Source organism: Streptomyces sp. NPDC001980, from assembly GCF_040296885.1.
GTDB lineage: Bacteria > Actinomycetota > Actinomycetes > Streptomycetales > Streptomycetaceae > Streptomyces.
Genome location: NZ_JBEOYD010000002.1, coordinates 1 through 14323, shown reverse-complemented (window position 1 = coordinate 14323; position 14323 = coordinate 1). Strand labels below are relative to the sequence as shown.

Genomic DNA, 14323 nt, shown 5'->3' with positions numbered 1-14323 from the left:
CCTCACTGGGCGGAGACGGCGGCCGGTCGCGGTGCGGGCGCGAATCCGGCCGGAGGCGGAGGGAGTTGGGCGCCGGCGGGCGCGGCGGCGTAGACGTAGGCGTCGGGGCGGAGGGCGAGCGTGGTCACGCCACGCTCCGCCAGCCAGGGCAGCAGCACGCCGTCGCTGTCCACGACCGCGTTCTCGGCGGGGCGCGAGCCCGCCGGCAGGACGGCCAGTGAAGGCACACCGGGCCGCTCCCAGGCGGGCTGTGGGCGGGGCAGGCCGAGGTGCAGCAGCAGCCAGCGGCCGCCGAGCACGTCGTCCAGCCGGACCCGCTCGCCGTCGGAGCCGGTCACCCAGGGCTGCGGGATCTGACGGCCGGAGGCCTTGGTGCGCGGACGGGCCTGGAAGCCCTTCGCGTAGGACGCGACCGGAATCCAGTTGGCGTCCACCAGGCGGGCGGTGAGCCCCGACACCGGGCGGATCGCGCGCAGCACGCCGTTGCGGGCCCGGGCCACCGGGAGTCGGCGTTCGGTGATGAGCCGGCCGACGAGCACCGCCCGCCGGGTCACCTCCTTCACGTGCGGCTTTCGCTCGGCCTCGTAGGAGTCGAGCAGGTCCTCCGGCAGTTCGCCCCGCAGCACGGCGGCCAGCTTCCAGCACAGGTTGGCCGCGTCCCGCACCCCGGCCGCCATGCCCTGCCCGATCCACGGCGGCATCGCGTGCGCCGCGTCCCCGGCGAGGAAGACCCGGCCCACCCGGAACCGGGCGGCGAACCGCACATGGTGGCTGTACACGGTGGCCCGCAGGATCTTGATCTGGTCCCGGCCGATCCCGTACCGCGACACCATCGCGTGGATCGCATCATCGCTGGTCAGCTGTTTCTCGTCGTCACCGGGCAGGATCGGGAACTCCCAGCGGTGATGGCCGAGCGGCGTCGGGCAGTCCACCGCCGGGCGCGCCGGGTCGCAGCGGAACCGCAGCCGGTCGTGGTCCGGCCACGGTTTCAGCATCTTCGTGTCGATGACCACCCAGCGGTCCTCGTACGTCCGCCCCTCGTACCCCACGTTCAGCTGGGCACGGGTCAGGCTGGCACCGCCGTCGGCCGCGATCACGTACTTCGCGCGCAGCCGTCGTACCGAATCGTCGGCACCGACCACCGTCAGCTCGACGCCGGCACCGTCTGCGGACTGGCGCAGCCGCAGGCACTCGTGGCGCAGCAGCACCTCCACGTTCGGGTAGCGGTCGACGCCGTCGCGCAGGACCTGTTCCAGCGCGGGCTGGTAGATGAACATCTGCGGCGGATGGCCATGGCCGCGCGGGGCGGGGTAGGCGCTGAGCAAGGTGCGGCCTCGCGCGTCGACGAAGTCGAGCGGCCGCTCGGCGAGCATGTCCAGCTTCAGCCGCTCGGCCAGCCCGATCCGCTGCCAGATGCGGATGACCTCCTCGTCCGTGGAGATCGCCCGCGCCCGGGAGAAGACGTCGGCCTCCCGCTCCACCACCACGACCCTGAGGCCCGTCCCGCCCAGCAGGTTCGCCGCGGTCGCCCCCGTGGGTCCGTAGCCGATCACCGCCACGTCGTAGGCGTCGTCGCCGGCTCTGGTCACGGCGCTCGTCTCACTGCTCACCGGGCCACCTCATGTCGCTCCTGTCGCGGCTCTTTGTTGTAGCGTCTATTCCAATTGGAATAGACGCTACGGTAAGCAGGCCGTCAGAGGGCGGTCAAGTGCCGTCACGACGGGAAAGGCAGTCCCATGACCAGCGCACCTCGCCGGATCGACGTCCACCAGCACCTGGTCCCGCCCTTCTACCGGGACGCCCTCGCCGGGCACGGGATCAGCGAGGCGGGCGGCCGCGCCCTGCCCGCGTGGAGTCCCGAGGCGGCGCTGGAGCTGATGGATCTGCTCGGCACCGAGACGGCGATCCTGTCCGTCTCGGTGCCGGGCACCGGATTCCTCCCCGACCCCGGCGAGGCCGCCGCCATGGCGCGGCGGCTGAACGACTACTCCGCCACGCTCGCCGCCGAGCACGCCGGCCGCTTCGGCTGGTTCGCCACCGTGCCGCTGCCGGACGCCGCCGCGGCCGCCCGGGAGGCCGAACGGTCGCTCGCCGGGCTCGGCGCCGACGGCGTCACGCTCCTCGCCAACACCGCCGGCGACTATCTCGGGGCCGACGGCCAGGACGCCCTGTGGCGGGTGCTGGACGAGCACGGCGCCGTCGCGTTCGTGCACCCGGCCGAGCTGCCCGGGCCCGCCGTGGCGGGGATCCCGCCGTTCGCCGCCGACTTCCTCCTCGACACCACCCGCGCCGCCTATCTCCTGGTGCGAAACGGTGTCGTGCGCCGGTATCCGCACATCCGGTTCGTCCTCAGCCACGCGGGCGGTTTCGTGCCGTACGCCTCCCACCGCATGGCCGTCGCGCTCGCGGCCGACACCGGGCGCAGCCCGCTGGACATCCTGGAGGACCTCCGCGGCTTCTACTTCGACACCGCACTCTCCTCCAGTCCGGCCGCGCTGCCCACGCTGCTCGCCTTCGCCCGGCCCGGGCACGTCCTGTTCGGCAGCGACTGGCCGTTCGCGCCGGCCGCGGCGGGCCAGTACTTCGCCAACGGGCTGGACAGCGGTGTCGACCCCGGCGCCCTCGCGGCCGTCGACCGCGGCAACGCCGAGGTGCTCTTCCCCCGCCTGGCCGGCGCCCCCGCCCCGGTTCCCGCCGCCCCTCCGTTCCCGGCGCGGCTGCGGCAGTCCGTGCGGCGCGCCGGTGCCCGCGCCTTCTTCAGGCTGGTCCAGCCCGGCACCGACTGAGGGGTTCCTCCGGAGGTCCGGTGAACCGGCAGGGAACTCTTGGTCATGGGTTTCCCTGGACGGCCGTTCGAGTACAAAGGGCTGCCTAACATGAGGCGATCACGAACGGTACGAACCCCCGGGAGCTCGGGATGGTGTTGTCCGGCCTCAACTGGAGGTCGTTGCGTCCCTGGACGGTCGTCGGTGTCGCCGTCGTATGCCTGGTGGCCGGAGTACTGGCGCTCACGCACGACTCACGCCCCGCACACGCCGACCCGGCCGCGCTGCCGCACACCACCGTGGAGGTGTCCGCCAGCCGCTGCGGCCGGGGCTGGAGCGCGCCGGTCTCCGGTGTCCAGGTCTTCGACCTGCACAACCCGACCGACGGGTCCGCCGAGGTCCTCCTGGAGGACCCGAAGAGCCAGGCCGTGTACGGCGAGGTGGAGGACATCGGGCCCGGTACGACCCGGGAGCTGACCGTCCGGCTCGGCAAGGGCGCGTACGCGTTCAAGTGCGTGCCCGACGACGCCGACGCCGTCACCGGGCCGACCGTCCGGATCGCCAGGGGCAGCAACGGCCCGGCCGCGGCGCCGGTCACCGAGCACGACCTGATCCCGCCGGCGCTCGCCTACCAGAAGTGGATCGGCAGCGGCCTGTCCGACGTCGTACGGCTGACGACCACCCTCCGGGACGCGATCGACCGCGGCGATCTCGGCGCCGCCCGCACCGCCTGGCTGCCGGCGCACCTGGAGTACGAGCGGCTGGGCGCGGCGTACGACGCCTTCGGCGACGCCGACGGCGCGATCAACGGCACGGACGCGGGGCTGCCGGGCGGGGTGCACGACAAGGACTTCACCGGCTTCCACCGGATCGAGTACGGCCTGTGGCACGGCGAGTCCGCCGCCGGTCTGCGCGGCCCGGCCGCCGGCCTGGTGAAGGCGGTCACCGCGCTGCGCGACGACTGGGCACAGACCCGGATGGACCCCGCCCAGCTGGGGCTGCGGGCGCACGAGATCCTGGAGAACACGGTGCAGTTCGAGCTGACCGGCCGTACCGACTACGGCAGCGGCAGCAACCTCGCCACCGCCCGCGCCAACCTGGACGGCACGGTGGAGGTCATGTCCCGGCTGCACCCGCTGCTGGCCACCCGGTACGCGGATCTGGCCGGTCTGGAGAGCGAGTTGAAGCAGGCGGGCACGGTGCTCGACGGCTTCGAGCACGGCGGCGCCTGGACGCCTCTCGGAAAGCTCGGCCACCGGCAGCGCGAGGACGTCGACGCGGTCCTCGGCGACCTGGTGGAGCGGCTGGCGTCGGTGGCGACCCTGTGCGATCCGCGGAGGACGGTATGAGCGCGAACGAGACGGCCGGCAAGGGCGGAGTGGGCCGCCGCGGGTTCCTGCGCGGCGCGGCCCTCGCGGGGGCGGGACTGGCCGCGGGCGGTGCGGCCGCGCCCGGCACGGACACCGCGGACACCACCACCGCCGCGCCCGCGATCGCGCCCTTCCACGGCGCCCGCCAGCAGTCCGCGATCGCCGCGCCCCGCCGGACGACCGTGTTCACCTCCTTCGACGTCACCGCCGAGAGCCGCGCCGAGCTGACCGAGCTGCTGCACACGCTCACCGACCGCGCCCGCTTCCTGACCTCGGGCGGCACCCCGGACCCGGTCGGGGTCACCGGCCCGCCCGCCGACTCGGGCGTCCTCGGTGAGCAACTGCCCTCCGGGGCGCTGGCGGTGACCGTCGGCGTCGGCGGCTCGCTCTTCGACGACCGCTACGGGCTCGGAAAACTGAGACCGCGCCGGCTGACGACGATGCCCGCCTTCCCGGACGACGACCTCCGGCCCGAGTGGTGCCACGGCGACCTCAGTTTGCAGTTGCACGCGGACGACACCGACACCGTGCTGCACGCACTGCGCGACATCGCCCGGCACACCCGGGGCGGCATACAGGTCCGCTGGCGGCTGGACGGCTTCACCAGCCCGCCCCGCCCGTCCGGCACCCCGCGCAACCTCCTGGGCTTCAAGGACGGCACCGCCAACCCGGAGACCACCAGCGCCCGGGAGATGGACCGCCTGGTGTGGGTCGGCAAGGACTCCGGCGAACCGGAGTGGACGGTCGGCGGCAGCTACCAGGTGGTTCGGCTGATCCGGATGCTGGTGGAGTTCTGGGACCGGGTCTCGCTCAGCGAGCAGGAGCGGATGTTCGGCCGGTCCCGCGAGTCCGGGGCGCCCCTGGACGGCAACGCCGAGCACGACACGCCTGATTACGCCGACGACCCCAAGGGTGACGTCATCCCGCTGGACGCGCACATCCGGCTGGCCAACCCGCGCACCACGGCCACCGCGGAGCAGCGGCTCCTGCGCCGCGCCTACAACTACGACCGGGGCATGGACAGCAACGGCAACCTCGACATGGGCCTGCTGTTCTGCTGCTACCAGCAGGACCTGGCCCGGCAGTTCGAGACCGTGCAGAAGCGGCTGGCCGGGGAGCCGCTGGTCGACTACATCTCCCCGTTCGGCGGCGGCTACTTCTTCGCGCTGCCCGGGGTGCGGGACCGGAACGACTGGTACGGACGCGCTCTGCTGGCCTGAGCTTGTTCGAACAACTTCATGGCAATTCCGTGGCCCACATGGTCAATACACAGTCAAGGTTTGCCCCAGCATCCCTGACCCGGTGTTCATTCACCCGCCATCATGGCTCCGCCGGAGCGCCGGGAAGCGGGCGAAGCATCCCTGCCTGTACGACGCACTGACGTTCATGCCCGGAGGGGAACCAGCATGGCCAGCACAGGTAGACGAACGGCGATGAGGAGCCTCGGCGCTCTCGCGGGGGCCGCCGCACTCACGGTCCTCGGAGGCACCGCGCCCAGCTGGGCCGCCGTACCCGCCGGGCACAGCGGCGGCTCGTCGACCGCGACCCCGATCAAGCACGTGGTCGTGCTGTTCGACGAGAACATCTCCTTCGACCACTACTTCGCGACCTACCCGAAGGCCGCGAACACCGACGGCACGAAGTTCACGGCGTCCAAGAAGACCCCGAAGGACATCGACACCGTCGCGCACGCCGGGCTGCTGACGAAGAACCCGAACCAGTACGCGCCCAAGCGGCTCTCCCCGTCGCAGGCGATGACCTGCGACCAGAACCACTCCTACGGGCCCGAGCAGCTGGCCTACGACGGCGGCAAGGCCGACCAGTTCGTGCAGAACACCGAGGTCGACAAGTGCTCCGGCGGCCTGTTCGGCGAGCCGGGCCTGGTCATGGACTACTACGACGGCAACACCGTCACCGGTCTGTGGAACTACGCCCAGCAGTACGCCCTCAACGACCGCTCCTACAGCTCGGTCTACGGCCCGTCCACGCCCGGCGCGCTCAACCTGGTCTCGGGTCAGACGCACGGCGCGATCTCGGTGGACTCGGTCACCGGCAAGCAGACGTCGACGCCCGACTCGTACGCCATCGCCTCCCCGGACGCGAAGGGTGTCGGCACGGTCGTCAACGACCCCGACCCGGCCTACGACGACTGCTCCGACAAGGACCACACCAGCACCAGCGCGCTGGCGTCGCTGCAGGGCAGGAACATCGGTGACCTGCTCAACTCCAAGAAGGTGACCTGGGGCTGGTTCCAGGGCGGCTTCCGCCCGTCGACGGCCTACAACGGCACGTCCGGCTCCTGGGCCAAGTGCGACACCACGCACACCAACGTCGGCGGCGCCTCCGTGGTCGACTACAGCCCGCACCACAACCCGTTCTCGTACTACAAGTCGACGTCCAACCCGCACCACGTGGCGCCGAAGAACGTCAACGAGATCGGTCACAACGGCCAGGCGAACCACAACTACGACCTGACCGACTTCAGCGCGGCCGCCAAGGCGGGCAAGCTCCCGGCCGTCAGCTTCCTCAAGGCCGGTGAGTACCAGGACGGCCACGCCGGCTACTCCGACCCGACCGACGAGCAGCACTTCCTCGTCAACGAGATCAACGCCGTCCAGAGCTCGCCGCAGTGGAAGTCCACCGCGATCGTCATCGCCTACGACGACTCCGACGGCTGGTACGACCACGCCTACGCCAAGCCCCGCAACGGCTCCAAGGACACCACGGTCGGCTCCAACGGCAAGGCCCTGGACAGCGCGGCCTGCCAGTCCGGCCCGGCCGCGTCCGGCGGCTACGCCGACCGCTGCGGCCCCGGCACCCGGCAGCCGCTGCTGGTCATCTCGCCCTACAGCAAGGTGAACAAGGTCGACCACACCCAGACCGACCAGTCCTCCATCACCCGCTTCATCGAGGACAACTGGCACACCGGCCGCGTCGGCGACCACTCCTTCGACGCCACCGCGGGCTCGCTGACCAACATGTTCGACTTCCGGCACCCGAACAACAAGCAGGTGCTGCTGAACTCGGACGGCTCCGTCAAGCACATCGGCCCGATCCGCCACGTCTCCGCAGTGAGCACCCACATCACCCCGGGCCCGGCGATGGTGAACACGGCCGCCACGACCGACTCCGGCCAGTTCCCGGCCCTTCCGGTCAGCCTCGGTGCGGGCGCCCTGGTGGCCGCCGGCGCCACGGGCACGTACCTGACGCTCCGCCGCAGGCACCGCACCACCGCCTGACGCCACCCCAGCCCTGACCCGCTCGGCACGGTCCTCCTCCCCGGACCGTGCCGAGCGGCGTTTGCGGCACCGGAAGGCCGGCCGGAAATACTCACCCTTTCGGGTGGAACGGGGCATTCCTGGAACGTCGGCCGTGGCTCGGGAGTCCTGTGGAGTGAAGGGAAAAGAACCGCAGAACACGAGAGAGCCACCAGGTTCCGGCCGAGGGCGTCATCCAGCTGACCGGGGCGGACGGCACGACGAAGACCTACCGGCGCACCTCCCGGACCTTCAACGACGCGCTGGGCTTCACCATCGCCGAGGGCTCCTACGAGCAGTGGAGCTTCCTCAACCTCGCGCCGATCGTCCACCCGATGCACATCCACCTGGCCGACTTCCAGCTGCTGGGCCGTGACGCGTACGACGTCTCCGGGTTCGACCCGACGCTGGGCGGCACGAACAAGCCGATCGCGTTCAACCCGGCGACGCAGCTTCCGCTCGCGCCGAACGAGCTCGGCCACAAGGACGTCTTCCGGGTGCCGGGCGGTCAGGTCCTGCGCGTGATGGGGAGGTTCGACGGCGCGTACGGCCGCTTCATGTACCACTGCCATCTCCTCGAACACGAGGACATGGGCATGATGCGGCCCTTCGTGCTCATGCCCGAGGAGGCGATGAAGTTCGACCACGGCGCAGCGCACGGCGGACACGAGGGCCACACGGGCTGACCTCGCGACGCGGCTCGCACCGGTGCCCGACGGTCAGGGTGCGGGGACGTCCCCGCCGTCGGTGCCGGTACGGGAGGGTCCGGCTGCGGGGGCGTCCAGGGCGCGGATCGTAGACGTCCGGACCCGCGCCCGAGCGCAGGTAGGGGGCCGGCCGGGCGGTCATGGCCGCCCGGTCCGTGTGCGGCTCCCGCAGCTCCGGCATCAGGAACGCGTCGAGGACGGCGTTGCGGCCCGGGGCTGCCGGGTACCGATCAGCGTCCGGATACCGTCGGGGCCGCTCCCGCTGCCGCCGCGGCCGCAGGGCCCGGCGGCAGCGGCGGTCTCGGCAGCGGCGCCGAGCCGGATCCGGTAGGCGGGGGCCTACTCCCGGCGCAGCCCCGGTAGGCGGCGCCGGCCGGGCGTGCGGTTGTCGTCCGTCGTGCGGCACGGGATGCTGAGGGAGCACGGAGGGAAGCGGTGCCCATGGATCGTTTTCCGAACGCGGCCGACGTCGATTTCCACAGTCCTCTGGACCTCACCAAGGCCGCGGCCGCGGTGCTGGACGCCGAAGGCCGCATCTCGGGCTGGGGCCCGTCGGCCCAGCGCCTCCTCGGGCATCCGGCCGAGGACGTGCTCGGCCGGCCGGCGGCCCTGCTGCTGGCGACGGGACCGCGGCCCTCCTCGCTCTGCACGGCGCACCGGCCCCGCGCCACGGTCCTGGATCTGGCCTGCCGGGACGGGCGTACCCTGCGCGCGGCCGTGAACTTCAGCCCGCTCGCGTCCCAGGGCGTGGCCGCGACCGTCGTGCTCGCGGCGGAGCTGGAAGCGCTGCGCAGCTGGGAGGCGCAGCTGGCCATGTTGCAGGGGCTGGCCACCGAGTCCTCCGTGGGCCTGACGATCTTCGACACCGACATGCGGGTCGTCTGGGGGAACGTCTCCACCGATCTGGAGCTCGCGGGAGTCGCCCAGTACGTCGGCCGTCCGGCCGCGGACCTCTTTCCCGAGGGCGAGTTCATCTCCCGCCACCATCCTCCGGACGAGGACCAGATCATGGAGCACGTGCTCACGACGGGCGAACCGATCATGGGCATGCACTATCGGGGACGGGCCCCCGCCGACCCGGTGCGCGAGCACGTCTGGTCCTGCTCGTACCACCGCCTGCTGGACGCCCGTGGCGAGCCGCTGGGGCTGTTCGAGGAGTCCCTGGACATCACCGACCGCTACCGCGCCCAGGAACGCCTGTCGCTGCTCGTGCGGGCGGGCAAGCGCATCGGTGCCTCGCTGGACGTGCGCCGTACGGCCGCGGAGCTCGCCGACGTGGCGGTGCCGCAGCTGGCCGACGAGGTGCTGGTGGACCTCCCGCCGGCGGTCATCGAGGGCCGGCAGCCGCCGACGGGTTCGGCGCCGGGGCACAGCCTGCTGCGGATGCACGGCCGGACCCCGGAGGAGTTCCGGACCAGTCCCGTCTCCTACCCGCCGTCGTCGCCGCAGGCACTGAGCCTGGCCACCAGCCGCCCCGTCGTCGACGCCGACCCGCCCGGGTCACCGGGCGGGCCGGCTCCGGCCGGCCGGCGCTCCAGCCTGTTCGTCCCCCTGCTCGCCCGGGACGCGGTCCTCGGCCTCGCCACGTTCCGGCGCAGCAGCAACCCCGATCCCTTCGGGCCCGAGGAACAGACGCTCGCCGTGGAGCTGACCGAGCGGGCCGCCGTCGGCATCGACAACGCCCGCCGGTACACCAGCCAGCACGCGACGGCCCTGGTACTGCAGCGGAGCCTGCTGCCGCAACGCCTGCCCGAGCAGAGCGCGGTCGACGTCGCGTACCGCTATCTGCCCGCCGACAGCCGGGTGGGCGTGGGCGGCGACTGGTTCGACCTGATCCCGCTGTCCGGTGCCCGGGTGGGGCTGACCGTCGGCGACGTGGTCGGCCACGGCGTGCAGGCGGCCGCGACCATGGGCAGGCTGCGCGCCACCGTACGGACCCTGGCCCTGCTGGACCTGGACCCGGCGGAGCTGCTCACCCGCCTCGACGGTCTGGTCGCGCAGGACTCCGAACCCCACGCGGACGACGGGCTGGGCGACGAGGCGCTCGGGGTGACCTGCCTGTACGCGATCTACGACCCGGTGGGCGGCCGCTGTGTCTGGGCGAGCGCGGGCCATCCCCCGCCGATCGTGGCCGACGCGAGCGGCTCGGTGGCACTGTCCGCGCTGGCGCCGGGGCCGCCCCTGGGGCTGGGCAGCCTGCCCTACGAGAACGTCGAGCTGAGCCTGTCCAACGGCAGCGTGGTGGCGTTCTTCACCGACGGGGTGGTGGAGGACCGGCGCACCGACATCGACAGCGGTATCGACCGTCTCGCCCATGTGCTGACCTGGCAGCGGTGCCCGCTGGAGGAGCTGTGCGACCGGGCGCTGTCGACGCTGCCGCCCGGACCGCAGGCGGACGACGCCACGCTGCTGCTGGTCCGCACCCGGCGACTGGGCGCCGGACAGGTGGCGGACCTGGAGCTGCCGCCCGACCCGGCGATGGTGGCGAGGGCGCGCACGGACACCGAGCGCCAGCTGGAGACCTGGGGCCTGTCCGCCCTGGCGTTCACCGCGGAGCTGGTGGTGAGCGAGCTGGTCACCAACAGCATCCGGTACGCCACCGGGCCCGTGCTGCTGAGGCTGATCAGGGACCGCAGCCTGCTGTGCGAGGTCTCCGACAACGCGCACACTGCGCCGCACCTGCGGCGGGCCCGCCGGGACGACGAGGGAGGCCGCGGCCTGTTCCTCGTCGCCCAGATGTCACAGCGCTGGGGCACGCGCTACACCGGGTCCGGGAAGACCATCTGGGCCGAACTGGCCATCCCGTGACCCGAGCAGGCCTACGGCTGCTGTTCCCCGGCCGCGGCCGGTGCGGCCGGTGCCGGCGTCCGGTGCAGGGCGCGGACCGGGATCACCAGCAGCCACCAGTACTTGGCGAGGCCGGGTGACCAGAACGACGCCAGCGGGATCGCGGTGACGAAGACCAGGACGTGCAGGACGTTGCGGCGGACCGTCGTCCGCAGCTCCCCGGGGTCCGTGCCCGGGGCCGCCAGCGCCGGGGCGATCAGCAGGCGCAGGTACATCGCGCCGAGGAAACCGAGGGACAGCGCGATCGAGGCCGAATAGCACGCCGTGGCCGTTGCCGTCTCGCCGTACTCGCTGATCAGTTTGGTCGGGAAGGGCAGCGCCGCGACGACCGCGAGCAGGGCGAAGTACAGGTAGAGCAGCCAGCGGTCGACGGTCCTGATCAGGCGGAACAGGGCGTGTTGCGTCAGCCAGAGCATGCCGATGACGGCGAAGCTCAGCAGGTACGCGCCGATCGCGGGCAGCAACTCCCGCAGGGCGTGCGGGAGTTCCGAATCGTGCAGGCCTTCGGGGACGGTGATGTCGAGGGCGAGCAGGGTGATGGCGATGGCGAAGACGGCATCGCCGAGCATCGCCAGTCGCTCGGGACTCACGGCGATCTCGCTGCGCCGCAGGGCGATGGGGCGGGAGTTGCTCATGTAAAGGACACCATGGGTTCGTCGGCGTACGGACGACGCAAGAGGTACCACACGGCGGTGTACGCACGGAGCGGGAAAGATCCCCTGGTCTGTACTTTGCCCGTTGGGGAAATTCCCCGCCCCTTCCGGACGGGTGTCAGCCGTCGATGCGGTGCGTGGTCCAGAACGACGTCAGGTCGGTGCTGGTGGCCGCCTGGGCCGCCGCCTTGAACTCGGCGGTGGTCGAGACGCCGTACCAGTGCGAACTCGCGTAGCTCTTCAGGAGGTTGGTCATGGCGGTGTCGCCGATCAGGCGGCGCAGGTCGTGCAGGGCGCACTTGCCGTAGCCGTAGACGACGGTGGAGTAGCGGGACGAGTGGGCGTCCCAGTACGCCATCGAGTTGGTGATCTTCTCCGCCGACGAGGCCCAGGACACGCTGTTCCAGCAGTTGGTGCCGGTCAGTCCCTGCGCCAGGTCGGTGGCGTAGTCCGTGAACGCCTCGTCCAGCCAGGGGCTGTTGTACTCGTCGTCGCCGACGATGCCGTACCACCACTGGTGGCCGATCTCGTGGGTGAGCGCGGTGGTGCTGACCAGGTCGAGGACGAAGCCGGGGTACTCCATGCCGCCGAACCAGAAGTTGTTGTCGATGACCGCGTCCAGTTCGCCGTACGGGTAGGCCCCGAAGCGGCCGGCGTGCGCGTCGACCGCCGACTTGGCGGTGGTGAGCATGGACTGGGCGCTGGAGGAGCTGATGCCCGACACCGAGTAGATGTTGATCGGTACCCCGCCCGGGGAGGTGCCGGAGATCTTGGTGAACGGCCCGGCCGCCCAGGCGAAGTCACGGACCTTGGAGGCGGTCGCGGTGGTGACGGTACGGCCGCTGGAGCCGGGGGTGTCGACGGAGGTGCCGGTCGCCGGGACCAGGATGCCGGTGGGGTGGTCCAGGGTCACCTTGAAGTCGGCGGCGAGGGAGTAGAAGGACTCGCCGTTGTTGGTGTACGGGTCCAGGTGCCAGCCGGAGCCGTCGCGGACCGCGAGGACGGGCAGGGCGTTGCCGATCATGCTGAAGGCGCCGTCGTAGCCGAACCGGTCGGCGCCGCTGGGGACGGTGATGCCCAGGTCGAAGCCGATCGTGGTGCTCTGGCCCTGGGCCAGCGGTGTCGGCAGGGCGATCTCAAGCGCCGTGCAGGCGACCGAGAGTGCCCCCGCGGTGCCGCCGGTGACGTTGCTGACCGTGATCGGCGGGGCCGAGCAGGTGCCGTGGTAGTTGTCCCACAGCCGGAGGTAGATCTCGCTGAGCGCGGTCGCGGAGGCGTTGGTGAAGGTCACGCTCTCGTGGCCGGTCCAGCCGGTGCCGGTGGAGTTGCTGGTCAGGCTCACGGTGTACGACGGCGAGGCCGGGGTGCGGGTGGTGTCGCCCGGGGTGGTGGCGGCCGAGGTGTCGAGAGCGACGTCGTCGACGACGAAGCTGGTCTGGAGGCTGGAGTCCTCGGTGCCGGTGAAGGCGACGGTGACGGTCTGGCCGGCGAAGGCGGACACGTCGAACGACTTCTTCACGTACCCGGTGTTCTTGTCCAGGTTGGACCAGGTCGCCAGCGTGGTGCTGCCGATCTTCGCCGTGAGTTTGTCGTACGCCGTGGACGAGGTGGTCTCGGCGGTGTCGACGTGCAGCCAGAAGGTGAGCGTCGCGGCGCATCCGGAGGGGATGCTGACGCTCTGCGAGAGCGTGTCGGTGTGGGTGCCGCCGGTGCCGTCCAGCCAGGCGAAGCTGGAGCCGCCGTGGGCGGACTGGCCGGAGCGGTTGGTGATCACGCTGGTCGAGGACTGGGTCCAGGGTGACGTGCCGCTCTCGAAGCCGCCGTTGGTGACGACCTGGGCGGGGGTGCAGGCCGCCTGGTCGGCGGCCGACGCCGTACTGCCGGGGAGCAGGGCCGCGGCGAGCGCCGCGATGGCCAGCGCGCTGGTGGCGAAGGCCTTGTGGGGGGTCGATCTCACACGAAACTCCTTTGCGGAGGCCGGGATCCTGGCCTGCTGAGTGACCGCCGGTCCGGCTGGGGTGCGCCGGTGGCGGCCTCACACGTTACGAAGTGGTGCGAGTCGGAAGCCTGTCAGACTTGACCAGGCCATGTCACTAAGGGGTTACCCTCGCGTCAGGCGTGGTCCGCGCAGCAGGGGGTGGGGTTGGGGACCTCGAAGGGGGCCAGCCGGCCGCCCACCGCCGGGACCAGGGCGAGGGTGAGGACACCGTCGCGCCACTCCGGGCGTACATGATCCTGCGTCAGGACCTCGCTGTCGGGCGGGAGTTCGGCGTCGGGTGCGCCGAGCACGACCAGGCGCTCGACTGCGGTGCGGTCGAGCAGGTCCGCGACGGTGACGGTGCCGGTCAGGTGCGCCACGCCGGGGTAGGCCACGGCCCGGCCGGAGGCGGGGGGCGCGGCGGCGGCCAGCCGGGCGGTGTCCACTGCGTCGTCGGGGCCGTGGGCGCGGTCGGCCAGGGCGAGGCCGGCGCCCTTCGGGAGCAGGTCGACCAGCTGCTGCCAGACCGCGTCCGCGTCCGGGCCAGGGACGGCCAGCGAGACCGTCGTACCCCGGCGTTCGTCGGTGCGGAACAGGTGGGTGCAGGCGAACACACCCTCCTTGAGGGCCAGTCGGTCCAGCAGCCGGTGGATCAGGTGGTCGGCCTCGCGCAGGGTCGCCGTACCGGCGTCCACCCCCCAGACGGGGTGGGAGCCGCACGCGGGGTGGGGGGGGGGGAAGAGGGG

The 14323-nt window shown here is 71.9% G+C and carries 9 protein-coding genes and 1 pseudogene; 6 read left to right on the top strand and 4 right to left on the bottom strand.

Features of this window, described 5'->3' with window-relative positions; genetic code table 11:
• Positions 1 to 2 precede the first annotated feature (2 nt).
• Positions 3 to 1610, bottom strand: a complete 1608-nt coding sequence (locus tag ABT137_RS02440; protein ID WP_351701181.1) for a bifunctional 3-(3-hydroxy-phenyl)propionate/3-hydroxycinnamic acid hydroxylase — start codon at positions 1608 to 1610, stop codon at positions 3 to 5.
• A gap of 126 nt (positions 1611 to 1736) precedes the next feature.
• Here ABT137_RS02440 and ABT137_RS02435 point away from each other — a divergent pair, with 126 nt between their 5' ends.
• The 6 genes and pseudogenes from ABT137_RS02435 to ABT137_RS02410 all read left to right on the top strand — a co-directional run bounded on the left by ABT137_RS02435 (position 1737) and on the right by ABT137_RS02410 (position 10907).
• Positions 1737 to 2786, top strand: coding sequence for an amidohydrolase family protein (locus ABT137_RS02435; RefSeq protein ID WP_351701178.1), 1050 nt, complete (start codon positions 1737 to 1739; stop codon positions 2784 to 2786).
• Positions 2787 to 2917: 131 nt separating this feature from the next.
• On the top strand, positions 2918 to 4114 hold the full coding sequence (locus tag ABT137_RS02430) for an EfeM/EfeO family lipoprotein (protein WP_351701175.1): 1197 nt from the start codon (positions 2918 to 2920) through the stop codon (positions 4112 to 4114).
• A complete protein-coding gene (gene efeB / locus ABT137_RS02425) occupies positions 4111 to 5355 on the top strand; it encodes an iron uptake transporter deferrochelatase/peroxidase subunit (protein WP_351701172.1) in 1245 nt (414 codons plus the stop codon). Before ABT137_RS02430 ends, efeB begins: the two co-directional genes overlap by 4 nt.
• A gap of 186 nt (positions 5356 to 5541) precedes the next feature.
• On the top strand, positions 5542 to 7374 hold the full coding sequence (locus ABT137_RS02420; RefSeq protein ID WP_351701169.1) for a phospholipase C: 1833 nt from the start codon (positions 5542 to 5544) through the stop codon (positions 7372 to 7374).
• A gap of 191 nt (positions 7375 to 7565) precedes the next feature.
• A pseudogene (locus tag ABT137_RS02415) lies at positions 7566 to 8078 on the top strand (multicopper oxidase domain-containing protein); the annotation flags it as partial.
• Between the two features lie 462 nt (positions 8079 to 8540).
• Positions 8541 to 10907 (top strand): SpoIIE family protein phosphatase, encoded by a 2367-nt coding sequence (locus ABT137_RS02410; RefSeq protein ID WP_351701166.1) that lies wholly within the window; start codon positions 8541 to 8543, stop codon positions 10905 to 10907.
• An 11-nt stretch (positions 10908 to 10918) separates the two neighbouring features.
• Here the strand turns inward: ABT137_RS02410 and ABT137_RS02405 are convergent, their stop codons facing one another.
• From ABT137_RS02405 to ABT137_RS02395, 3 genes are all read right to left on the bottom strand, one after another.
• Entirely contained in the window at positions 10919 to 11581 is a 663-nt protein-coding gene (locus ABT137_RS02405) for a TMEM175 family protein (protein ID WP_351701163.1), read from the bottom strand.
• 136 nt (positions 11582 to 11717) lie between these two features.
• On the bottom strand, positions 11718 to 13556 hold the full coding sequence (locus ABT137_RS02400; protein WP_351701160.1) for a M1 family aminopeptidase: 1839 nt from the start codon (positions 13554 to 13556) through the stop codon (positions 11718 to 11720).
• A 155-nt stretch (positions 13557 to 13711) separates the two neighbouring features.
• Positions 13712 to 14323: hypothetical protein (locus tag ABT137_RS02395; RefSeq protein WP_502984459.1), on the bottom strand; the 612-nt coding region annotated here is incomplete at its 5' end.